Origin of the sequence: Actinomadura rudentiformis, assembly GCF_008923185.1 — a bacterium.
Classification (GTDB): Bacteria; Actinomycetota; Actinomycetes; order Streptosporangiales; family Streptosporangiaceae; genus Spirillospora; species Spirillospora rudentiformis.
The window spans coordinates 200996-222841 of sequence record NZ_WBMT01000016.1; the positions used below are offsets into that span (position 1 = coordinate 200996).

18 protein-coding genes and 1 pseudogene are annotated in these 21846 nt (G+C 70.6%); 7 read left to right on the forward strand and 12 right to left on the reverse strand.

Annotated features, from left to right (window positions below):
• Positions 1-99 precede the first annotated feature (99 nt).
• Together F8566_RS31325 and F8566_RS31330 are read left to right on the forward strand one after the other, a co-directional pair.
• Positions 100-3282, forward strand: coding sequence for a BTAD domain-containing putative transcriptional regulator (locus F8566_RS31325; protein WP_225993687.1), 3183 nt, complete (start codon positions 100-102; stop codon positions 3280-3282).
• 79 nt (positions 3283-3361) lie between these two features.
• Positions 3362-5341: a hypothetical protein gene (locus tag F8566_RS31330; protein ID WP_151565452.1), complete on the forward strand. Its 1980-nt coding sequence runs from the start codon at positions 3362-3364 to the stop codon at positions 5339-5341.
• Positions 5342-5371: 30 nt separating this feature from the next.
• Here F8566_RS31330 and F8566_RS31335 read toward each other — a convergent pair whose 3' ends face one another.
• Both F8566_RS31335 and F8566_RS31340 read right to left on the reverse strand, forming a co-directional pair.
• On the reverse strand, positions 5372-5764 hold the full coding sequence (locus F8566_RS31335) for a nuclear transport factor 2 family protein (RefSeq protein ID WP_151565453.1): 393 nt from the start codon (positions 5762-5764) through the stop codon (positions 5372-5374).
• Positions 5765-5851: 87 nt separating this feature from the next.
• Positions 5852-6802 (reverse strand): LysR family transcriptional regulator, encoded by a 951-nt coding sequence (locus F8566_RS31340; RefSeq protein WP_151565454.1) that lies wholly within the window; start codon positions 6800-6802, stop codon positions 5852-5854.
• 135 nt (positions 6803-6937) lie between these two features.
• On the opposite strand from F8566_RS31340, the gene F8566_RS31345 reads away from it, so the two are divergent.
• The 5 genes from F8566_RS31345 to F8566_RS31365 are packed head-to-tail and all read left to right on the forward strand — an operon-like array spanning position 6938 to position 11566.
• Positions 6938-7633 (forward strand): type 1 glutamine amidotransferase domain-containing protein, encoded by a 696-nt coding sequence (locus F8566_RS31345; RefSeq protein WP_151565455.1) that lies wholly within the window; start codon positions 6938-6940, stop codon positions 7631-7633.
• Between the two features lie 3 nt (positions 7634-7636).
• A complete protein-coding gene (locus F8566_RS31350; RefSeq protein ID WP_151565456.1) occupies positions 7637-8185 on the forward strand; it encodes a TetR/AcrR family transcriptional regulator in 549 nt (182 codons plus the stop codon).
• Positions 8186-8229: 44 nt separating this feature from the next.
• The gene (locus F8566_RS31355; protein WP_151565457.1) at positions 8230-9234 is read left to right on the forward strand and encodes an NADP-dependent oxidoreductase; all 1005 of its coding nucleotides are present in this window, start codon (positions 8230-8232) and stop codon (positions 9232-9234) included.
• A 23-nt stretch (positions 9235-9257) separates the two neighbouring features.
• Positions 9258-10085, forward strand: a complete 828-nt coding sequence (locus F8566_RS31360; protein ID WP_151565458.1) for an aldo/keto reductase — start codon at positions 9258-9260, stop codon at positions 10083-10085.
• Positions 10086-10117: 32 nt separating this feature from the next.
• Positions 10118-11566, forward strand: a complete 1449-nt coding sequence (locus tag F8566_RS31365; protein ID WP_151565459.1) for a beta-N-acetylhexosaminidase — start codon at positions 10118-10120, stop codon at positions 11564-11566.
• On the opposite strand, the gene F8566_RS31370 is transcribed toward F8566_RS31365, so the two are convergent.
• From F8566_RS31370 to F8566_RS31410, 10 genes and pseudogenes are all read right to left on the reverse strand, one after another.
• Positions 11554-13743 (reverse strand): glycoside hydrolase family 15 protein, encoded by a 2190-nt coding sequence (locus F8566_RS31370; protein ID WP_151565460.1) that lies wholly within the window; start codon positions 13741-13743, stop codon positions 11554-11556. The two genes, F8566_RS31365 and F8566_RS31370, sit on opposite strands and share 13 nt — an antisense overlap.
• A gap of 12 nt (positions 13744-13755) precedes the next feature.
• Positions 13756-14208 (reverse strand): hypothetical protein, encoded by a 453-nt coding sequence (locus F8566_RS51635; RefSeq protein WP_225993697.1) that lies wholly within the window; start codon positions 14206-14208, stop codon positions 13756-13758.
• Positions 14209-14251: 43 nt separating this feature from the next.
• Positions 14252-14410, reverse strand: a pseudogene (locus F8566_RS53085) (AAA family ATPase); the annotation flags it as partial.
• Positions 14411-14557: 147 nt separating this feature from the next.
• A complete protein-coding gene (locus tag F8566_RS31380) occupies positions 14558-16378 on the reverse strand; it encodes a choline/carnitine O-acyltransferase (RefSeq protein ID WP_151565462.1) in 1821 nt (606 codons plus the stop codon).
• Positions 16375-17196 carry a class I SAM-dependent methyltransferase gene (locus F8566_RS31385; protein ID WP_151565463.1) on the reverse strand — a complete coding sequence of 274 codons (822 nt, stop codon included), beginning with the start codon at positions 17194-17196 and terminating at the stop codon, positions 16375-16377. The genes F8566_RS31380 and F8566_RS31385 overlap by 4 nt, the downstream gene beginning before the upstream one ends.
• A 30-nt stretch (positions 17197-17226) precedes the next feature.
• Positions 17227-18072, reverse strand: a complete 846-nt coding sequence (locus F8566_RS31390; protein ID WP_151565464.1) for a HalD/BesD family halogenase — start codon at positions 18070-18072, stop codon at positions 17227-17229.
• A 175-nt stretch (positions 18073-18247) separates the two neighbouring features.
• Positions 18248-18838 carry an SAM-dependent methyltransferase gene (locus F8566_RS31395; RefSeq protein ID WP_151565465.1) on the reverse strand — a complete coding sequence of 197 codons (591 nt, stop codon included), beginning with the start codon at positions 18836-18838 and terminating at the stop codon, positions 18248-18250.
• A 10-nt stretch (positions 18839-18848) separates the two neighbouring features.
• A complete protein-coding gene (locus F8566_RS31400; RefSeq protein ID WP_151565466.1) occupies positions 18849-20378 on the reverse strand; it encodes a vWA domain-containing protein in 1530 nt (509 codons plus the stop codon).
• A gap of 72 nt (positions 20379-20450) precedes the next feature.
• The gene (locus F8566_RS31405) at positions 20451-21113 is read right to left on the reverse strand and encodes an ATP-dependent Clp protease proteolytic subunit (RefSeq protein ID WP_151565467.1); all 663 of its coding nucleotides are present in this window, start codon (positions 21111-21113) and stop codon (positions 20451-20453) included.
• Between the two features lie 11 nt (positions 21114-21124).
• Positions 21125-21793, reverse strand: coding sequence for an ATP-dependent Clp protease proteolytic subunit (locus tag F8566_RS31410; protein WP_151565468.1), 669 nt, complete (start codon positions 21791-21793; stop codon positions 21125-21127).
• Positions 21794-21846 lie beyond the last annotated feature (53 nt).

Here is a 21846-nt window from a genome sequence, read left to right on the forward strand (position 1 = left end):
GTGGTACGGGATGAAGGGTTCCTGCGGCCGATCAGCGCTGGATCAGCACTGACTGAGTGGGCGGGCAGCGGCTGCGGCAGGCGGGATACCGTGGAAGGCGTGTCTGGAGTGACCTTCGGGGTGCTGGGTCCGCTGGAGGCGGTGCGAGAGGGTGGCCCGGTCGATCTGAAGGGGTTGCGGCACCGGGCCGTGCTGGCCAGGCTGCTGGTGGCGGGAGGCCGGGTCGTTCCGGTGTCCAGGTTGATCGATGATCTCTGGGTGGACCCGCCAGAAGGGGCTCTCGGCGCTGTGCAGACCTTCGTCGCCGCGCTGCGGAGGGCGTTGGAGCCAGAGCGGCCGCCCAGGACGCCCGCCCGGGTGCTGGTGACCCAGGCGCCGGGCTACGCGCTCCGGCCAGGGCCGGGCGCGGTGGACGCGTGGCGCTTCGAGGCCGCTGTGGAAGAGGCCGCGGAGCTGCCGTCCGCCGACGCGTACGAGCGGCTGAATGCCGCGCTGAAGATGTGGCGTGGCCCAGCGTACGCGGAGTTCGCCGAGGAGGGCTGGGCGCGCGGGGAGGCGATCCGGCTGGACGAGCTGCGTCTCCTCGCCGTGGAGAGACGTGCCGAAGCCGCGCTCGCGCTCGGGCGGGCGGGCGCGTCCATCCCCGATCTGGAACACCATGTCGAGGGTCATCCGTGGCGGGAGGACGGCTGGCGCCTGCTCGCGCTGGCTCTCTACCAGGCAGGGCGGCAGGCAGACGCGCTGGCTGCCCTCCGCCGGGCCAGGGAGCTTCTCAGCACGGAGCTCGGGCTTGATCCGGGTGAGGGACTCCGGCGGCTGGAGACCGACATCCTGGCTCAAGCACCCCATCTCTCGGCGGAGGGCGAATCCCACTCCGCTGTGCGGATCAGGCCTGGCACGCCGCCCCCGCCGACCGGGCAGGCGTTCGTCGGGCGCACGTCGGAGCTCGCGGACCTGGAGAAGGCCGCCGACACGGTGATCGCGTCCGGACGGCCCGTTCTGGCACTCGTGTCCGGCGACGCGGGTGCAGGCAAGACCGCGCTGGCCGAGGCGCTGAGTGTCCGGCTTGCGGCGAGAGGCTGGACTGTGGCTTGGGGCGCCAGCCCGGAACTCGATGGAGCGCCCGCCGCCTGGCCGTGGACCCAGATCGCCGCAGGCCTCGTCTCGGCCGGCCACCCACCACTCCCCAGTTTGGAAGCTCAGCCGGGCGATCCCGTAGAGGCGAGATTCCGCAGGCACCGGGCCATCGGCGCCTACCTGGCGGGGGTCGCGGCGCGCACGCCCATCCTCCTCGTTCTCGACGACCTGCACTGGGCGGCCGAGGAGACCCTGGCCCTGCTGACCGCGCTGGCCACCGACGCGGGCGCCGGCTCCGTGCTCATCGTCGGTACGTACCGTTCCACCGAGATCTCACCGGCCCTGACCGAGGCCCTCGGCCGCGCGGCCCGCACCGGGCCCGCCCGTGTCTATCTCGGCGGCCTGGCGGAGCGGGAGGTGGCGGAGCTGGCGCGCTCCAGCACCGATCGGGATGTGGACGCGGGCACCGCACGCCTGATCCACCGGCGCAGCGCGGGCAACCCGTTCTTCGTGCGCGAGCTCGTCCGGCTCCTGGAAACCGAGGGCGGCCTCCACGCCGTGCCGGCCGGTGTCCGCGACGTCATCCGCCAGCGGCTGGCGCGGCTCCCGGAGGGCACGCGGACGGTTCTCCGGCAGGCGGCGGTGATCGGGCACGACGTGGACCTGAACGTGCTGATCTCGCTGGCCGAAGACGAGGACGGTGTGCGCCGTGTGGCCGAGACCGCTGTGCTCGACGCGGTGGAAGCCGCCATCGTGACCGGTTTCGTGACCGAGCCCGGTCCCGACAACCTCTGCTTCACCCATGCACTGGTCCGCGAGGTGCTGTACGAGGATGTTCCGCGCGCGCGGCGGGCTCGCTGGCACGCCCGGATCGCCGAGATCCTCGAACGGTCCAGCCCTGATCAGGTGGAGGCGATCGCCCACCACCTCGTCCGCGCGAGCAGCCGAGCCGGCGCCGCCCGCACCGCTCGCTACGCCCGTGCGGCGGCCGAACGAGCCGATCGGCGCGTTGCTCCGCACGAGGCCGCTCGCTGGTGGCGCGAGACGATCGGAGCTCTCGAAGGAGTCTCAGGGGCGGACTCCAGGGCGCGCCTGGAAGCGGTCATGGGCCTGGTGAGGGCTCTCGCGGTGACCGGCGATCTCGACGGTGCCCGCCGGCACCGGGCCGAGGCGATCACCGAGGCCGAGAGGCTCGGCGACCCGCTGCTCACCGCCCGGCTGATCGGTGCGTTCGACGTGCCCGCGAACTGGACGACCATCGACGATCCCGACCGCGCCGCGCACGTCGTCGCCGCGGCGGAACGGGCCCTGGCCGCTCTGCCCGCGCACCACGAGGTGGAACGCGCCCGTCTCCTTGGCACGATCGCGCTCGAACTCCGCGCCGACTCCGGCGCACGAGGTGGCGAGGCGGCTCGCGAAGCCGTGGAGATCGCCCGCCGCCTCGGCGACCCGGCCGTCCTCGCCTTCGCCCTCAACGCCCTCTACCTGCAGTCCTTCGGTCGCGCCGGGCTCGCCCCGGAACGGGCCCGCATCGGCGCCGAGCTGGTCGGCCTCTCGGCCCGGCACGGACTGGTGACGTCCGAGGTCCTCGGGCACCTGATCCTCGTCCAGTGCCATGCCGCACTCGCCGACCTGGCCGCCGCGGACGAGCACGCGGCAGCGGCAGACAGGCTCGCCGAACGCTACGAGCTTCCGCTCGTCGGCGTCTTCACCGAGTGGTACGCGGCGCTCCGGCTCGCCGTGACGGGCCGTACGGACGAAGCGGAGCCGGCGTATCGCCGGGCCGCCACCCGGCTCTCCGGCACCGGGATGCGAGGTGTGGAGGACGGCATCCTCCCGCTCGCGCTGCTCTCCCTGCGGCTCCAGGCCCGGCGGCCCTTCGCCGACCTCGCGGACATGGACTTCGGCCCGTACGAGCCCTGGGCACGCCCGCTCATCCTGAACACCGAAGGCAAACACCAGGAAGCGAAGGAAGCGGCGCGTGCAATCCCGAAATCCCCTCACGACTTGCTGTTCGAGGCGCGGACCTGCCTGCACGCCCGGGCCCTGGTGGAACTCGGCGGTGACCGGGCGGCCCTCGGCAAGCTTCATGCCGAGCTGCAGCCCGCCGCCGGTGAACTGGCCGGAGCGGGCTCGGGCATGCTCACGTTGGGCCCGGTATCGGACTACCTGAACGAGCTCACTGCCGCACTACATATGGAGTGACCTGCGGCGCAACGGGACTCGCCAAAGTCTGCCTTTCGGGTCAATTGAACGGCTTCTGCCGAGTCTGCATGATCGCGGCATGACACGGCTGCTCGCGGCCATGGCCGCCCCGCTCCTGCTGGTGACACTGCTCGGTGTTCCTCCGCTGGCCGCGCACGCCGCCGCGACGGCCGCCTCTCCCGGCGGGTGCGATCCCATCGCGCCGGCCGAGTGCCTGCTGCCGTTCCCCAACGACTGGTACACCCGGGCCGACAGCACGAGCGGCACTGGCCGGCGCGTGGCGTTCGGCCGTGACGTCCTCCCGCGCCCCATCCTGGGTGGTCCGGCCGATCCCGCACCCTGGAACCGCGCCGACGGGTTCTCGCCCGGCTCGGCCCTCATCGCCCAGGTCCCCGGCATCGACCTGGCAGAGACAGGCGCCGCGCCGGTCACCGACATCGGGCGGTCGCTGCGCGCCGACGCGCCCATCGTGATCCTTGACGCGAAGACCGGCGAACGATGGCCCCACTGGGCGGAGCTCGACGCCAACGCGACGCAGGCGGACCGCAAGGCGCTGCTGATACGCCCGGCCCGCAACTTCCTCGACGGGCACCGCTACATCGTGGCCCTGCGAGGTCTCAAGGACTCCGCGGGCCGGCCGATCCCGCCGTCCGGCTCGTTCGCGAAGGTCGCCGGGCCGGATCTGCTTGCGAACGATCCGCTGTACGAGCGGCAGCGGCAGCTCAAGCCCGCGCTCTCCCGCCTCGCCGAGGCCGGAATCGACCGGGGCTCACTCACCCTCGCGTGGGACTTCACCGTCGCCAGCACACGCAGCCTGACGGGTGACATGCACGCCATCCGCGACGACGCGTTCCGGCGGCTCGGGGAACGCGCCCCCGGCGTGCTCGTCACCAAGGTCACGGACCTCACGCCCGAGACCGACCCGCGGATCGCCCGTGAGGTCGAGGGGGTCATCGCCGTCCCCAGCTATCTCGACACTCCAGGTGGTCTCCCGGGCTCCAGGTTCCACCGGGACGCGACCGGAAAGCCCAGCCGCCTGCTCGCCAACATCCAGGGAGCGGCCTTCAGGTGCGAGATCCCGCGCCGCGCGTTCACCGAACCCTCCAGCCCGGCCCTCTACGGGCACGGCCTTCTCGGCAGCCGCAACGAGGTCGGCGGAGGCAACGTCAAGGCGATGGCCGCCGAGCACAACTTCACCTTCTGCGCCACCGACTGGATCGGCATGTCACAGGAGGACGTCCCGAACGTCATCTCCGCGCTCCTGGACCCCGACCGCTTCGCCACCATCCCTGAACGGACGCAGCAGGGCATGCTCAACGCGCTCTTCCTGGGCCGCAGCCTCGTTCATGCCAAAGGCCTGGTCACCCACAAGGCGTTCCGCGGACCGGACGGCCGGCCGCTCATCGACCCCGGTCACGGGCTGGTGTTCGACGGCAACAGCCAGGGCGGCATCCTCGGGGGCGCGCTCGTCGCGGTGTCCGACGACATCGAGCGCGGCGTCCTCGGCGTGACCGCCATGAACTACAGCCTGCTGCTCAACCGCAGCTCAGACTTCCCCATGTACGGGCGGATCCTGGACGTGTCGCAGCCTGACAAACTCCGGCAGCAGATTCTGCTCGGGCTCTTCCAGATGCTCTGGGACCGGGGGGAGACCAACGGCTACGCCAACCACCTCACCGACGGGCATCAGGTGCTCATGCACATCGCCTATGGCGACCACCAGGTGGCCAACGTCGCCTCCGACGTGCAGGCAAGGACTATCGGGGCTCGCCTGGTCGAGCCCGCCCTGGCGCCGGGACGCAGCCCCGACCGCGTGCCCTACTGGGGCATCGCGTCGGCCGGGAGGCTGCCCTACGCGGGCTCCGCAATGGTCGTGTGGGACAGCGGCACGCCTTCGCCGCCCACCACCAACACTCCGCCGACAGAGGGTGAGGACCCGCACTCCGACCCGCGCAACATGCCGAACGCGCGACAGCAGAAGGCGGTCTTCCTGCGCACCGGTCAGGTCATCGACGTCTGCGAAGGAGCGCCCTGCAAGGCGAACCCCAGCCGGCGGTAGGGGGTGTCAGGCCACACCGGCCGAGCTTGATCAGGCCACACCGGCCTCGCGCTTGATGTCGTCGAACTGCGCCGTCATCGCGTCGGCGAGGGCGTTGGCGGCGCTCAGCGGGCGGACCATCACGCAGAAACGGTCAATGAGCCCGTTCTCGTCCAAGTGCAGGAAGTCGCACCCGTGCACCTCGCGGCCGTTCACCTTCGCCTTGAAGACCAGATGCACGTCGCGGCCGCCGGGAGCGTGGATCTCGTTGACGTAGTGGAGGCCGTCGAAGACCCGCATGACGCCCCGCAGGATCGCGGTGACCAGGTCCCGCCCGACGTACGGCTTGAACGCGACAGGGCTCAGGAACTCGACGTCCTCGGCCAGGAGGAGCGGGAAGCTTTCGACATCGCGCTTTTCCACGGCTGCACGGAACGGGTGCATCGGGCCTCCTAGTCATATTATTGAATAGGTAAGGATGCTAGTCCCGGCGCCGGGAACTTGTCCAGGTCTTGCCACGACGGCCGGCTCTCACCACGATCGCCCCGCTTGGAGCAGGTGATCCCGGACCATCGTCACGTGCGGGTTGTCGGCGGCCCCCGCGCGCCAGGCCAGGAAGCCCGTGTTGATCGGCGGATCGGCGGGCTCCAGCAGTGGCACCACCGCCCCGGTGGCGAGCTCGTCCAGGCACAGGTAGCGGGGGAGGACGGCGAACCCCGCCCCGGCGACGACGGCTGCGAGGACGCCGCGCAGGTCGGGGATCACCACGGCCGCGGGCCCGTTCAGGCGGGTGCCGAACACGTGCCGCCAGTAGCGCCGCGCGATCGGAAGATCCTCGGCGTACGTGATGTGCGGCACGTCGCACAGCGCCGCGGGCCCCGAACTCTCCACGCGACCCGGTCCGATCCGTTCGGCCCAGACGGGCGCGGCGACGAGGACGAACTCCTCGTCCGCCAGCGGTGCGGCGGTGAGAGCGCGGCCGCGTGGCCGGACGGTCGACACGGCGAGATCGAACTGCCCCGCGCGCAGGCCGCCGAGCAGGTCGTCGGCCAGCCCGGTGGTGATCCGGAGCCGCAGTCCGTCGCTCACCAGCAGGGCCAGCGACGGCAGCGCCCGCGTGCAGAGCAGCTCCGCCGGCCCCGCCAGATGGACCGGCTCGGCGGGCGTGTCCGCGCTCGCGCCGTCGCCGCCGCCCGCCACCACGGTGAGGGCGTCGAGCGGTCCGGCGATCTGCGCGGCGAGCTGGTCGGCCATCGCGGTCGTGGCGACGCCGCGCGGGAGGCGCTCGAAGAGCTGCCGCCCGAGCTGCCGTTCGAGTGCGCGCATCTGGGCGGTGACGGTCGGCTGGGACACCCCGAGCACATGGGCCGCGGCGGTGAACGAGCCGGCCCGGTGGACGGCGAGGAACGTCCTGAGCTGGTTCAGATCGAGCGGGCCACCCGGATGAAGGCCGACCGCCCCATCAGGATTCCTATGGGACATGTTGAAGAGTTTATTTGTGGGCGTATGGAGGCGTGCCTAGTGTCGGAGACATCGCCGATCTGACGATCTGAGCACAGAACGTCAGATCGTCCCTTCCGGGGCGCATGACCCCGAGAACTCAACGGAGAACTGACGATGTCCAAGATCCTTTTTGTGTTGACGGGCGCGGACCGCTGGACGCTGGCGGACGGCACGCGGCACCCGACCGGTTTCTGGGCCGAGGAGTTCGTCGCGCCCTACCGCGCGTTCAGCCAGGCAGGCCACGAGATCGTGGTGGCGACGCCCGGCGGCGTGATCCCCACGGTCGACCAGGGCAGCCTGTCGGCCGACGTGAACGGCGGCCAGGCCGGGGCCGACGCCCTCGCCGCCGAGCTGGAGGCGATCACCGCCCTCAAGGAGCCGATCGAGATCGAGGAGGCCGATGTCGCCGACTACGCAGCGGTCTTCTACCCCGGCGGCCACGGCCCCATGGAGGACCTCGCGGTCAACGCCGACTCCGGCCGCCTGCTCACCGCAGCCCTCGACTCCGGCAAGCCGCTCGGCGTCGTGTGCCACGGGCCTGCCGCGCTGCTCGCCGCCGAGCGCCCCGACGGCACCCCTGCCTTCGCGGGCTACCGGCTGACCGGTTTCACCAATGCCGAAGAGACCCAGGCGGGCTTCGCGGACAAGGCCAAGTGGCTGCTCCAGGACCGGCTCACCGCACTCGGCGCGGACTTCCAGGCAGGGGAGCCGTGGGGACCCCACGTGGTCGTCGACCGCACCCTCTACACCGGGCAGAACCCCGCCTCGTCCGCGCCGCTCGCCGCCGAGATGCTCAAGGCACTGGGCTGAGCCATGGCCACCGACCGGCTGTCCGAGGTCCTGGACGCCGCCTACACCTGCCTGAGCCTGCACGGTGTGCGGCGCACGACCATGGATGACATCGCCCGTGAAGCGGGTATCTCCCGGTCAGCGGTCTATCAGTACGTCCGTAACAAGGACGACGCCTTCCGCAAGCTCGCCGGGCGCCTGCACGACGAGGCGCTCGAACGGGCCCGGGAGGCGGCGTCCGCCGACGCGCCGCCCGCCGACCGGGTGCGCGGGGTGCTCGGCGCCAAGCTCGACCTCGTGCGCCGGCTGAGGGGGGAGTCACCGCACGCGGCGGAGCTGCTGGACCACAAGATCCGGTTGTTCGCGGACATCTGCGCGCGGTTCGTCGCCGAGCTCAAGTCCCTGCTGGCCGGGGTGTTCGCCGAGGCGGGCGTGATCAGCTCGGTCACCCCGGCGCAGGCCGCCGACATCTGCATAGCCCTTGTCATGGGCCTGGAGGCGCTGCCGGACGGCACCCGCCTCCTCCAGCCCGCGTCGGACGCGCTGATCAGCGGCCTGCTGGCCGGCCGGTGAGCCGTCGGGGGCGGTCCGCACCGATCCTTCTTGGAGGTTCAGCCATGCCCGTCACGAGCAGGGAGGTCCATCTGGTGGCCCGGCCCGAGGGGGAGCCCGAGCCGTCGGACTTCGCCCTCGTCGAGGCGACCGTGCCGGACCCGGGTCCGGACCAGATCCTCGTGCGCAACCACTGGATCTCGGTCGACCCGTACATGCGCGGCCGGATGAAAGATGTGGAGTCCTACATCCCGCCGTTCCGGCTGGACGAGGTCATGACCGGCGGGGCGGTCGGCACGGTGGTCGACTCCAACCTGGACGGCGTGGCGGCCGGCACGACCGTGCGGCACTTCCTCGGCTGGCGCGAGCACGCGCTGCTGGACCCGGGCTCCTTCGAGATCGTGGACACCACGATCGCTCCGGCCCAGGCGTATCTCGGCGTGCTCGGCCTGACCGGCCTGACCGCCTACGCCGGCCTGAAGCGGATCGCGCCGGTCGCCAAGGGTGAGGTGGTCTTCGTCTCCGGCGCGGCCGGGGCGGTCGGCAGCACCGCCGCCCAGCTCGCCAAGTGCCTCGGCGCAGCGAAGGTGATCGGCTCCGCGGGCGGGCCCGAGAAGTCCAAGCGGATCGTCGAGGACTTCGGCTACGACGCCGCCGTGGACTACAAGGCGGGTGATGTCGAGGGGCAGCTGAGGGCGGCCGCACCCGACGGCATCGATGTCTACTTCGACAACGTCGGCGGCGACCACCTGCGCGCGGCGCTGGCCACGCTCCGGCCCCACGGCAGGGTCGCGCTGTGCGGCGCGATCTCCCAGTACAACGCCGCCGAGCCCGTACCCGGGCCCGACAACCTCTTCCTGGCCGTCGGCAAACGGCTCACGCTGCGCGGCTTCATCGCGGGCGACCACGTGGACCTGGCTCCCGAGTACGCCCGGCTGGCGGCGGTGCTGCTCCGCGATGGCAGGCTGCGCAGCGAGGAGACCGTCGTCGCCGGAATCGAGAACGCCGTGGAGGCCTTCCTGGGCCTGCTCCGCGGTGCCAACACCGGCAAGATGCTCGTTCGACTCTGACCCGTTCGACTCTGAGAGGCGAAATGCAGAACATCACACTGAACAACGGCGTCGTGATGCCGCAGGTCGGCTTCGGCGTCTGGCAGGTGCCCGACGACGAGGCCCACGCCGCCGTCACCGAGGCGTTCAACGCCGGCTACCGCAGCATCGACACCGCCCGGATCTACGAGAATGAGGAAGGCGTCGGCCGTGCCATCGCCGACTCGGGGCTGCCGCGCGAAGAGCTGTTCATCACCACCAAGCTGTGGAACACCGACCACGCCCGCGACGACGCGCTCCGTGCGTTCGACGCGAGCCTGTCCCGCCTCGGCCTGGACTACGTCGACCTCTACCTGATGCACTGGCCGATGCCGGGTGTGGACAAGTACGTCGAAGCCTGGCAGGCCATGGAGGAGATCCACGCCGACGGCCGCGCCAAGGCGATCGGCGCGTCCAACTTCACCGTGGAGACCCTGACCCGGCTCCTTGAGGAGACCGGCACCGTCCCGGCCGTCAACCAGATCGAGCTCCACCCGTACCTCGCCCAGAAGGAGATGCGCGCGTTCCACGCCGAGCACGGCATCGCCACCGAGGCCTGGAGCCCGCTCGGCCAGGGCAAGGGCCTGCTCGACGACCCGGCGCTGACGGCGATCGCCGAGAAGCACGGCAGGTCCCCGGCCCAGGTGGTGCTGCGCTGGCACCTGCAGAGCGGCAACATCGTGATCCCGAAGTCGGTTACCCCCGCTCGCATCAAGGAGAACCTCGACGTGTTCGGCTTCGAGCTGGACGCCGCCGAGATGGGGCGGATCGACGCCCTGGACAAGGGGAAGCGGTTCGGCCCTGACCCCGCCACATTCAACTGGATGGGCTGAGCAAAGGTGTGGCCGAGGTCAATGTGATCCCGATGCCTCGCAGGATCAAATACCAGGGCGGGTCCGGTCCATTCGGCGGGGGCGTGCGCGCACGTGTCGATTCCGATCTGGGAGGCGAGGCCTACCGGCTGACCGTGGGGCCGGACGGGGCCGAGATCGTGGGCGGGGACGAGGCGGGGATCTTCTGGGGGCGGCAGACCCTGCGGCAGCTGCTCGGCCCCGATTCGTTCCGGCGCGCCCCGATCGGCGACCCGGCGGACGTGCCGTACGTGATCATCGAGGACCGGCCGCGCTTCGGATGGCGCGGGTTCATGCTCGACGTGGCGCGGCACTTCATGCCCAAGGACGGCGTGCTGCGCTACGTCGACCTGCTGGCGGCCCACAAGCTGAACGTCCTGCACCTGCACCTGACCGACGACCAGGGATGGCGCGTCGAGATCAAGCGCCACCCGCGGCTGACCGAGGTCGGGGCATGGCGGCGGCGCAGCCGGCGCGGGTGGGGGCGGCTCCCGGATTGGGACGAACGGCCGCACGGAGGCTTCTACACCCAGGACGATCTGCGGGAGATCGTCGCGTACGCGGCGGAGCGGCACATCACCGTCGTGCCCGAGATCGACATCCCGGGGCACTCGCAGGCGGCCATCGCCGCGTACCCGGAGCTGGGCAACGCCGATGTCGTCGATGTGGCGGCCGTGGAGGTGAAGACGGACTGGGGCGTCAGCCCGAACGTGCTCAACGCCGCCGAGTCGACGCTGCGCTTCTACGAGGGCGTGCTGACGGAGATCCTGGAGATCTTCCCGGGCACGTTCGTCCACCTGGGCGGAGACGAGTGCCTCAAGGACCAGTGGCGGCGGTCGCCGGCGGCGCAGGCGCGCATCCGGGAGCTCGGGGTCGCCGACGAGTACGGGCTGCAGAGTTGGATCATCCGGCACTTCGACCGCTGGCTCGCCGAGCGAGGGCGCCGGCTCGCGGGCTGGGACGAGATCCTGGAGGGCGGGCTCGCCGAGGGGGCGACGGTCACCTCGTGGCGGAGCTACGAGGCGGGCATCGCCGCGGCGCTGGCCGGGCACGACGTGGTGATGTGCCCCAGGCAGACCGTCTACCTGGACTACCGGCAGTCCGGGGACGCCGGCGAGCCGGTGCCGGTCGGGAAGATCACCACCTTGGAGGACGTCTACCGTTTCGACGTCGTGCCGCCGGGGCTGGCGGGCACCCCGCACGAGGCGAGGGTGCTCGGGGCGCAGGCGAACATGTGGACCGAAGCCGCCGAGACCCCGCAGCGCGTGGACTACCAGACCTTTCCCCGGCTGGTCGCGTTCGCCGAGGCCGTGTGGTCGGAGGAACGCGACTTCGAGTCGTTCAAACGGCGGATGGACGCGGCGCACTACGCGCGGCTGGACGCCTTGGGCGTCGCCTATCGCCCGCCGGAGGGCCCTCGCCCGTGGGACAGCCGCACAGGAGCCCCCGGTCAGCCGAGGTAACGGTCGGCCACCACCAAGGGCGTCTCGACGGGACGTCCGGCGGTGATGGATTGCGCGAGGCGCACGTACTGCCCCTGCGCCCAGGCGAGGGGAGCGGCGGAGCCGGTCGGCTTGCCGAAGACGAATCCGAACTGGTCGGCCCGGTCCCATGCCTGTTCGGGGATGAGGTAGCCCTGGTCTGCCGAGTCGGCCATGGCTTGGAGATGCGAGTTCGCCGGGCGTCCGGCGGCGAGCTCGTACTCGCCTCGTTCGCCCGAGAGGAGGGGCCACACACGGCCGGTCAGGCGGCCGTGGTTCGCGGGCCAGCCCGTGCCGTCGTCCTGGCTCTCGCCGTACGAGTCGTGGTTGTAGCGGTGCCAGTAGACGGCACCGCCGGGTGTCGTCACCGAGTCCACACCGTCGAGTTCCGGCAGCGAGGCGGTGACCTTGGGATGGGACGCCGGGCGGATGCCGAGCCGGACCAGTTCGAGGAATCCGCCGTCGACGATGTCGCGCTCCCACCACGTGCCGTCGTGGAACGTGCGGGCGTGGGTGTCGTTCGGGTCGGTGCCGTGCTCGATGCGTTCGTAGTACTGGCGGTCGCCGAAGTACCCGGTGGTGGTGAACGTCCAGCCGTCGAGGCCGTCGCGCCAGGAGTCCGCCGTCGACTCGTACCGTGCGGCGCTCGCGGTGTCGCCGTTGCGGCGCGCGATGTCGGCGGCGCAGACCAGCCCGGCGATCTCGGCGGCGACGGTCGAGGGCGAGATGCCGTCCTGCTCCTCCCAGCGTTCACCGGGGGTGCGCGGCCCGACCCGGGCGATGTGGTCGGCGGTCAGCTTGATCTTGTTCCAGTCGGCGGCGCCGGTGAGCCCGGTCTGCCAGGCGAGCACGATCGCGAAGGCGTCCTGGTCGAGTTGCTCGCAGCAGCCGAGCTGCTGCGGAGTCGCGCCGCCGACGCCGCTGACCGGTGAATAGCGCGGGAACGAGCCGGGCCCGTACCAGACGCCGTCGCCCTGGGTCCACGCCGTGATCTGCTGCCGGTCCCACAACCAGCGGGCCATGCGCCCGGCCTGGGCGGTGTCCCCGGCGGCCAGCAGCGCCGTCGCCTGCTGGTAGAGGTCACGGCCCCAGACCCGGTGGTAGCCGTCGTTCAGGGCGTCGCCGTTGACGTAGTCGCCCCACGGTGTGGAGAGCGACGCGACGTTCGCGCCACGGAACGTCTTGTCCTCGGCGGCGTGCAGGCCCATGACGCTCACGTTGTAGGTGCGGCGGCGCTTGGTGTCGCCCGAGACGCTCGCGGGCACCGGCTTGGCCAGGCCGTCGAGGTAGCCGTGCCAGCCCGTCCGGTACGAGGTCTCCGCCGCGGCGAATCCGGAGTTGAGCGAAGCACCGGCGCTGGCTGTGGCCGCGGCCCGGTCCGGGCCGAAGCCCAGCGCCAGGGTGAACGTGCTGTCGCCGCTGATCGGGATCTGCGCGGTCTGGACGATGTTGCCGCCGCTCGTCGCGTCGTACTCCGCGGTCAGCCGCTTGTTGGCCTGCAGGTCGCGATAGCCGTCACTGGCCGTGGCGCTGTAACCCGTCGACCGCCGGGTGAATCCCGCCGAGGACTTCAGCGCCGAGGCGACCGTGCCGCCGAAGACCGGTTGCGGGTCGCTCGCCACCAGCGCGCCGTTCGCGGCGTCCCAGGCTCCGGTGTCGCTGCCGCCGCCACCGGCCAGCGACGGGTTGTAGAGCACGTAGAGCTGGTACGGGCCGCCGTCGAGCGACTGGAAACGGGTCCTGACGAGCAGGGTGGAACGTGCGGGATCGGTCACGTAGGTGTTGGTGATCCGGTAGCGGCCGCTTCGAGCCGTGTTGGTCACCGTGTACTCCAGCGCCTTCTCATCCGGCATCGACACCGCGTGCGTGGTGGCGTCGCGTTCGAGATCGACGAAGGACGAGCCGTCCGTCACCACGTACTGCATGTCCTGCACGTTGGCGACGTCGGCACGCGGATAGAACACCTCCGACGTGACCCCCTTGGCGACGGTGAACCAGACCTTCGAACCGGTCGTGGTCGCCGTGCCCAGGGCCGACTTGTCACCGGTGGTCCACGACGAGCCGCCGCCGGGCGCCCCCGGCGCCTCCGGAGCGGCGGCCCACGCGGACGAGGGAGCGAACAGGGGAAGGATCAGGACAAGCGCGATCATCACCCGCATGCATCGAGCCTCCTACACCCCGCGCCCCCTTTCCAGAGGGGATTTCCCGATCTGAGGTAGCCGGACGCCCGGGAATAAGGAATCGCCCGATGTGCGGGCACCATCCCGGAACGCACTCTGTTCTGCAGTCGCATACGGCGATGACAGAACGGGGAGTTCATCCATGGAAACGACACCGCGCCGAAGGGCGCACCACCGCATCGTGGAGCCCGGACTCCAGCCGGGCGACCGGCAGGCCGCACACCGCCGCCAGCAGCGGGTGAGCTCGGTGAGCATCGCCGTGGGCGCCACGCCGGGCTCGGGTTCGTCGCTGCGGAACGTGGTGAGGATGAGCACGGCGGTCTCGCGGAGCGCCCGGGCCAGGAACACGAGGAGATCGCACGTCGAGGTGTCGGCCCAGTGCAGGTCCTCCAGCACCGCGACGGCCGGCGCCGGGCCTGCCTGGGCCGTCAGCACGTCGGCCACATGCCGGAAGAAACGGTGCCGGTCCGCCGGGCCCGACGACGATGGCGGTGAACGCCTCGACGAGCCGGGTCTTGCCGATCCCCGCCTCGCCTTCAAGGACCACGAACCCGCCGGACCCGTCACCGGCCGCGGTGAACGCGTCGCACAGCGAGGTCAGCTCCTCGCACCGCCCGACCAGCGTCGGGCACGACAGTCGCCGCATCACCGTTGTCCCAGCGGGCTGAGAGGCAGGCGGACGTCCTCGTGGACGCGACCTCAGACGCAACCTGACACGACGACGGTACGAGGCGTGACCAAAGCCGTCAATGCGTGCAGTCTTCAACCCACACCGTTGCCGTCCACACAGGTGTCAGGCGAGGAGGTCCTGGAGCTCGGGCACCGCCTCCCGGAGGTGGCCGGCGAAGGCGTGCATCGCGTCGGCCACCGCAGCCGGGGTGCTCAAATAGACGTTGAAGCGGTCCGGGAGGAGGACGTAGGCGACCCCGATGCACTGGGGGCTGGTCGATCCGAACCCGAAGTACCGGATGTTGGTGGACGGCGCGGAGCTGGTGCTCAGATAGTCGTCCCGCATCTTGATCCAGCCGGGAGAGCTGAAGAGCGTCAGCGGCTCGGTCACCCCGAGCTCCTCGCCACGCCGCTTCTGGATCAGCTGCAGCTCCCAGAGGTGTTGCTCGGGCACCTGGCCCGCCTGGGATGCCTTCGCGCGTTCGACATGCTTTTCGGCGGCGGCACGGAACGCGGCGCAGCGGGTCTCGGCGTCGGCGGCCGGGTCGTCCATCGCCTCGGCGAACCGGACGACCTCGGGCGTGACGACGCGCATCGCCTCGGTGCGCCCACGCCGGTACTGGCGCGTGGCGATCGACTCGTACGTGGCGCCCACGAACCCCTTGGAGCGTTTGTGGGCGAGCTGGTAGGCCATCTGCACGAAGGCGTCGGGCGAGGTGCGCAGCCGCTTGGCGTCATTCGCGCCGAAGTCGTCGAACGCCACCGTGGTGGTGGCGGTGTCGGCGGCGTACTGCGCGAACGACGCGGCCGCGGCGCGCACGTCGGCGCGCAGGTCCGTGGTGAGCACGAACTCGATGGGGCCGGTCGCGGGCGCGCCCTGCGAACGCGCCTCCGAACGGCGCGAGTGCTCCTCGGCGGACTCGCCCAGCAGCGTGTCGACGAAGCTCAGGATCGTCGTGCCGTCCAAACCGCAGTGCTCGACGTTGATGCCCGCCGTGCCGTCGGCGAAGACGATGAACGACACCGCCTTGTCGAACCACCGGTTGCCGCTGTCGCCGTGCAGCAGGTGGTCGCACGCGTCGAGGTCGTCCCGGGGAGCGAAGTCCTCCAGGCAGACGCAGAACAGCGCCGTCTCGACGTCGTCCAGCCTGGCCGCGTTCCCGGCGTCGGCGGCGAGCAGCGCCTCCCGGCTCGCCGCCCATTCCGCCCGGGCCTTGGTGGTCAGATGACCGACCGGGGTCTCCGCCCGCACGTCGTTCTTCATGATCTCGTCGAGCCCCGCGGCGAGCTCGTCGAGGGTGTGGGGCCGTCCGGCCGGGCCGATGACGTCCATGCGGATCATGTGGCCACGGAAGAACACGACGATGTGGCGTGCCTGCGACGGGCCCGGCGACTCGTCCGAGTACGGCGCGCGCACGGTGTCCTGCTCGGCGCCGGGGATCCGCGTCGTGGAGAAGAGGAACTTGTTCTGCTCCATCGTGAGCGCCTGGCCGCGCTGGACGATGGGCGGGATGCGCTCGTCGTCCAGCTGCGCCTTGTAGTTGAGCGCGGCCGCGATGAGCCCGGCGGCCCGTTCGGCCTGGCTCTGACGGGAGCCCTGGAAGAGCTGAACGGAGTCTTGGAAGAGGAAGAAGAAGTTGGCGTTGAGCGCGATGCGGTCACGGCGGCCGAGATAGCGGTACGGCCAGAACGTGTCGAGCCAGCTGTGCACGCCCTCGCTCGCGTCGTACTCCGCCAGCGCCGCCTGCAGCTTGGGGCCGGGGCCGTCCGGGCGCACGAAGGAGGCCAGCGCCTTCTCTGTTTCCGCCAGCTCGTCAGGGGTGACCAGCGGCGCGCACCATTCGAGGAGGCGCCTGCCGCTGTCGTCCAGCGAGGGCAGCGGCACCCGCGGCAGGTGATCCTCGTTGTCGAAGGTGCGGGGGGAGGGGCTCTGACTGCTGTTCACTCGATCCTCGATCTGGGCTTGGTGGGACGGGAGATGAAGAGCTCGGCGTAGAACCAGCCGTCCGTCTCCAGACCGCGCGGATCCACGTCGATGGTGGCGAGCCTGTCCAGGACGAGTGACTGCTCTTCGGCCGTCGCGAAGCGCCGCTGCCGGAAGACTCCCTCGTGACGGACGGTCTCGTATCCCGCGGCGGCAAGGCATTCGGTCACGGGATCGAAAGGGAACATCCGGAGAACGAAGTGTGCCATCCACGGTTTGCGGCCGCCATGGGCCGCGACGATGCGGGATATGGTCCGCTCGGTGACATAGCCGATGCAGCCGGTCGAGATGACGAGGTCCACTCCGGCGAGCCGTTCCCGCTCGTGCTCGGTGGGGTCGCGCGCCTCGAGGTCCGCGTGCATCGCGCCGTCGATGAAGCCGGCCTGCAGCGCGTACGCGAGGGCGTGTGATGACGCGTCGAGCCCCAGGAAGCGGGTGCGCTTCAGGCCGTCACGCGAGCCGACCAGCTCGCGGTCACGGGCCAGGAGCTCCTCGAAGCCGGCGTCCTCGGCGCCCGCGTACCGGTCGTACAGCTCCTCCATCGTCGCGTCGCATCGCAGCAGCGCCGCGTTGATGCCGTACGAGCAGCCGATGTCGAGCACGGTCGGGACGGAGATCTCGTGCGCGTCCCGGTATTCCTGGATGAGGCCGGCGAAGAAGGGCTTGGCCAGTTCGGGGATGGCGTAGCCGAGCCCGCGCAGCGTACTGAAATAGGCGCGCGGATCGGGTGCGGTGTAGATGTGGTCGAGTGAGATCTTCCCGGTGGTGTCGACGCGCACAGCAGGTCCCCTAGTCCAAGAGTTGGGCGACTAGTCCAAGAGTTGGTCGACCCGCACGGTCCCGGCCTCCAGATGCGCCGGCAGCACGCGCCCGAACAGTTGCCTCGTCCGCGCCACACTGCCGATGACGCCGGGCCGCTCGCTGTAGGCGAAGATCGCGGAATGGCGGGCCCGCGTGCCCTCGACGGCGCTCACCCGATGCAGCGAGTAGCGCCCCTTGAACAACTGCAGATCACCGGGCCGCAGGGACAGCCGCCGCACCAGCGGCCCGCCGCGCCCTTCCAGGACGGCCCGGACGTCGTCGAAGTTCTCCGCGTCCGCCGATCTGATGTTGGGGCAGTATTCGAAGACCCCGCCCGCCTCCGGCTCCTGGGTGAGCATGCTGACGGTGAACTCGTTGGTGTCGAAATGCCAGGGGTGCTCCTTGCCCGGCTCGAGAACGTTGAGGCAGAGCCCCGACAGCGGGTCCGCGAGCTCGAAGACGCGTGGCAGGCCAAAGCACGCGGCGACGAACCGCTGAAACAGCTCACTCGAATAGAGCTGCTGAATAACGGATTCGGGTGGAATCCGGTCCCGGGCGACAAAGGCGTTCCCCCGCTCGAACGTCATCCGCCCCGGATGCCCTTCCGGGAGCACGGAATCGACCGCGATGTTATAAACATTGACGGTCTCGACGTCATAGTGCGCCAGCGGGGCGACGGCGGCGCCCTCGCGGCCCAGCGCGTCGCGCACCGAAGGCCGGATAAAGTCGGGGAGCACGCTGCATCCGCAATCCCGCAGCTCGGACCGGATCCGGTCGATGAGCGGTCCCCATTCGCCCGGCTCCGCCAGCGGATAGCGAGCCGTGTCGACCACTCGTTCGACCGATGTGCTCATGAAGACCCTCTCGCCCGGACTTGGGAAAGTCTTAGCACATTGATTAGTGCCAATTCATCGGTGTGTTCACGGTCTTGACTTATCAGCCGTCTTCAGATTTGGTGCCGTGACCTGCGCTTTCGGTCACCCCTTGGACCGGCCGCGCAACGGCTCGTTCACGACGATGTGTTCCACATCACGCCCGCCGGGCGAGCATCCGCCGTTTGCCGCCCGGCACCTCCTCCAGCCGTACCACGGTGAAGTCCCCGGGCAGCAACGAGGCGGGCTCGCCGGGCTCCAGGCACCACTCCACCGGCAGCCGCGGCCGCTCGGTCCGGGCGTCCATCGTGAACGCCTCCCAGCCCAGCGCACCCCCGGGCATGACGGCGCCCGTCACGCCCTCGAACACCGCCCGGTCCCAGAACCCCGTGCACAACACCACCGCGAAGGCACTCTCCGCACGCCACGTGCCCAGGTCGGCATGCACCGGGGTGAGGAGATCCCGGACGCCCCGCCGCCGCGCCTCCCGATCGAGCAGGTCCAGCGCCACATCCGAGACGTCCACCGCCGTCACCCGCCGCCCGCCCGCGGCGGCCAGCAGCGCGCTGCCCGACGGACCGCACGCCAGATCGAGCATTGGCCCCGCAGGCAACGCCATGGCCAGCGCCGCGTCCGCCAGCGGATGCGGCACGAACGATCTTTCCGCTCTGCCGCCGTCATCGGCGTACTTGGCGTTCCAGCGGAGCCGGTCAGGATGACCGCCCAGCTCATCCTGCGCTTCTCCCATGCCGCGGACACTACTCCCGCAGTGTGACGCGGGAAATCAGGTCGGCGAGTTCGCGGACGTCGCGGTCCTCTGTGGCGGAGCTGAGGGCGGTCACCTGGCGGGCCAGCTGGGGCAGGTCGGCGACCTGCTCACCGGGCACGCGGCCTCGGATGACGAGCGGTCCCTGCGAGGGGGAGGTGTAGGGGCTCTGCGCGCCGTGGCCGGGATCGCCGTCGCGGAGGTGTTCGGCGAAGTAGGCGGCCGCCACCGCGACGCGGAGCCGTGGGGATCCGCTCTCCCACAGGTCCGGGGAGAGGTCGTTCACCGTGATGGTGCGGCCCGCCTCGTCCGGCCGGCCGGAGGCCGGGTCCTGCCAGCGCACGGTGACGTCGGCGAGGCGGCCGGAGGCGCCGGGGCGCAGGCGCACGGCGTACAGGGCGGTGACCGAGTGGCCGGGGCCGATCTCGCCGCCGTCGACGGAGTCGTCGCGCAGGTCCTGCGGGCGCAGGCCGCGGTTGTCGTAGCCGATCAGCCGGTACGTGTCGACCTGCTGCGAGTCGAAGGCGACCTGCGCCTTGGCGTCCCGTGCCCGCAGCTCGACGGTGCCCGGCAACTGCTCGACGAAGAGGCGCTTGGCCTTCTCGGCGTCGGAGACATAGACCGCCCGGCCGTTGCCGTGGTCGGCGAGTTCCTCCATCAGCTTGTCGCCATAGTCGCTGCCCACTCCCACGCACAGGAGCGAGATGCCGGTGCCGGCCTCCTCGCGGACCCTGCTCAGGATCGGCTGCGACGTGGTGGCCCCGGCGTTGGCCAGCCCGTCGGACGTCAGGATGACGCGGTTGGTCACGCCCTCACGGAAGCCGCGCCTGGCCTCCTTGTAGCCGAGCGCCATCCCGGCTTCGAGGTTGGTGCTGTCACCGGTGTCGAGCGAGTCGATGGCGCGGTGCAACTCGGCGCGCCTGGTGGCGGGTGTCATCTCGCGGACGAGGGTCGCGTCGCTGTCGTAGGCCACGATCGCCACCGAGTCGCTCGGGCGGAGCTGGTCGATGAGCGCGTGCAACGACGTCTTCACCAGGTCGAGGCGACCGGGCTCGCCCATCGAGCCGGAGGTGTCGACGACGAAGGTCAGGTTGGCGTCGCGCCGCGCGCCGCCGACGGCGCTCCGGGTCTGCAGGCCCACGCGCAGGAGCCGGACGTCACCGGCCCGGCCGCCGTCGGCGGACACCGCGAAGCCGTTGCCCTCCGGTTCGGCGTACCCCTGCTTGAAGTGGTTGACGAACTCTTCGGGCCGCACCGTCGCCGGGTCAGGGCGCCGCCCGTCGAGCAGCGCCCGGCGGGCGTAGCCGTAGGACGCGGTGTCCACGTCCAGCGCGAAGGTCGACAGATAGGAGGACTGCTGCTGCGGCGGAACACGATCCTCAGGGACGACTCCGGGTCGGGCACCGCCGGCCGGTGCCCGATTCTGACCGCTGCCGGATTCTGATTCGTCGCCACTGCATGCGCCGGCCAGGAGAACAACACCAAGTGCGGCCGCTGCCAGGGCTGTGCCTCGGTTTCTCATGCCGCGTAGACGGGGCGAGCCGGGGTCCGGATCCGCACGCGACCCACCCGTGCCCCAACCGAGACAAACCGTTCATCTGCGGTGAGGGCTGGGCGGCCTCATCATGCGGTTGGACACGACGTCGTCGATGAGCCCGTACTCCTTGGCCTCGTCGGCGCTGTAGAACTTGTCCCGTTCGAGGTCGTCGCGAATCTGGCCGACCGGTCTGCCGGTGTGCTTGGCGAGCGCCTCCTCCAGCAGCTCCCGCATCCGCAGGAGCTCGTTCGCGACGATCTCCAGGTCGCTGGACTGCCCGCGGGTGCCCTCGATGCCCGGCTGGTGCAGCATGATCCGGCAGTTGGGGAGGGCCAGCCGCTTGCCGGGGGTGCCGGCCGCGAGGATCAGCGCCGCCGCCGACGCGGCCTGCCCGAGGCACACGGTCTGGATCTCGGGCCGAATGAACATCATGGTGTCGTAGATCCCGGCCATCGAGGTGAACGAGCCGCCGGGGGAGTTGATGTAGATGCTGATGTCGCGGTCGGGGTCGAGGGTCTCCAGCGTGAGCAGCTGGGCGATGACGTCGTTGGCCGACGTGTCGTCCACCGGCACGCCGAGGAAGATGATCCGCTCCTGGAAGAGCTTGTTGAACGGATCCATCTCCTTGACGCCGTAGGAGGTCCGTTCGGTGAAGGACGGCAGCACGTACCGTCCCTGGGTCGTGCCGGCGGGCTCGCCGGGAGTTCTATCGCGGGTCATATCGCGGGACATCATGTCAGTCCCGGGGGTGCCATGCCGGCCACGTCGTGCACGAAGCCGTACGCGAGGGCCTGGGTGGCGGTGAAGATGCGCCTCCGTTCGGCGTCGTCCCGGATCTCCTCGACCGCCCGCCCGGTGACCTCCGACAACCGCTGGTACAGCGCCGCGATGAGCCGCCGGTGCTCCTTCTCCCGCATCGCGAGCTCCGCGGCCGTCCCGTCGAACCCCTGCGTGGGCTCGTCCAGCCGCAGCACGGCGTGCCGGGTCATCTCGCGCCGCTGCGCGGACGCCAGCACCGCCAGCGCCGCGCCGCCGACCTCCCCCACCACCAGCGCGTGGACGGGGCACCTGAGCACGTCGATGGTGTCGACCAGGCTGAACGCGGCGTCCAGCGTCATGTCCCGGGCCCGCAGATGCATCGTGATGGGCCCGTCGCCGAGCGCGTCCAGGGTCATGAGCTCCGAGCACACCTCGGTGGCGCGTTCCCCGTCCAGCTCGCCGTAGACCATCACCATGCGGGGCCGGCGGAGCGGATGGACCTCATAGGTGGTGACCCGGATCGGTGTCAGCGCATCGTCCGCGTGGGATCTGACGAGCGGCTCCTCTTCGAACGGGGTGAATCCCGGCCGGAACGGCCGTGGGTCGCGAGGCGGTGGCTCCGGCGGAAACGAGGCGCTCATATATACCCTTCCCGGATCGACGTTATCTCTCGTTCGAGAGAACACCAAGGGGT

Bases quoted from the DNA above. Each gene is read 5' to 3' on its own strand.
- F8566_RS31330 (WP_151565452.1), top strand. From the start codon at position 3,362: ATGACACGGCTGCTCGCGGCCATGGCCGCCCCGCTCCTGCTGGTGACA.
- F8566_RS31335 (WP_151565453.1), bottom strand. From the start codon at position 5,764: ATGCACCCGTTCCGTGCAGCCGTGGAAAAGCGCGATGTCGAAAGCTTC.
- F8566_RS31340 (WP_151565454.1), bottom strand. From the start codon at position 6,802: ATGTCCCATAGGAATCCTGATGGGGCGGTCGGCCTTCATCCGGGTGGC.
- F8566_RS31345 (WP_151565455.1), top strand. From the start codon at position 6,938: ATGTCCAAGATCCTTTTTGTGTTGACGGGCGCGGACCGCTGGACGCTG.
- F8566_RS31350 (WP_151565456.1), top strand. From the start codon at position 7,637: ATGGCCACCGACCGGCTGTCCGAGGTCCTGGACGCCGCCTACACCTGC.
- F8566_RS31355 (WP_151565457.1), top strand. From the start codon at position 8,230: ATGCCCGTCACGAGCAGGGAGGTCCATCTGGTGGCCCGGCCCGAGGGG.
- F8566_RS31360 (WP_151565458.1), top strand. From the start codon at position 9,258: ATGCAGAACATCACACTGAACAACGGCGTCGTGATGCCGCAGGTCGGC.
- F8566_RS31365 (WP_151565459.1), top strand. From the start codon at position 10,118: ATGCCTCGCAGGATCAAATACCAGGGCGGGTCCGGTCCATTCGGCGGG.
- F8566_RS31370 (WP_151565460.1), bottom strand. From the start codon at position 13,743: ATGCGGGTGATGATCGCGCTTGTCCTGATCCTTCCCCTGTTCGCTCCC.
- F8566_RS31390 (WP_151565464.1), bottom strand. From the start codon at position 18,072: ATGAGCACATCGGTCGAACGAGTGGTCGACACGGCTCGCTATCCGCTG.
- F8566_RS31395 (WP_151565465.1), bottom strand. From the start codon at position 18,838: ATGGGAGAAGCGCAGGATGAGCTGGGCGGTCATCCTGACCGGCTCCGC.
- F8566_RS31400 (WP_151565466.1), bottom strand. From the start codon at position 20,378: ATGAGAAACCGAGGCACAGCCCTGGCAGCGGCCGCACTTGGTGTTGTT.
- F8566_RS31405 (WP_151565467.1), bottom strand. From the start codon at position 21,113: ATGACCCGCGATAGAACTCCCGGCGAGCCCGCCGGCACGACCCAGGGA.
- F8566_RS31410 (WP_151565468.1), bottom strand. From the start codon at position 21,793: ATGAGCGCCTCGTTTCCGCCGGAGCCACCGCCTCGCGACCCACGGCCG.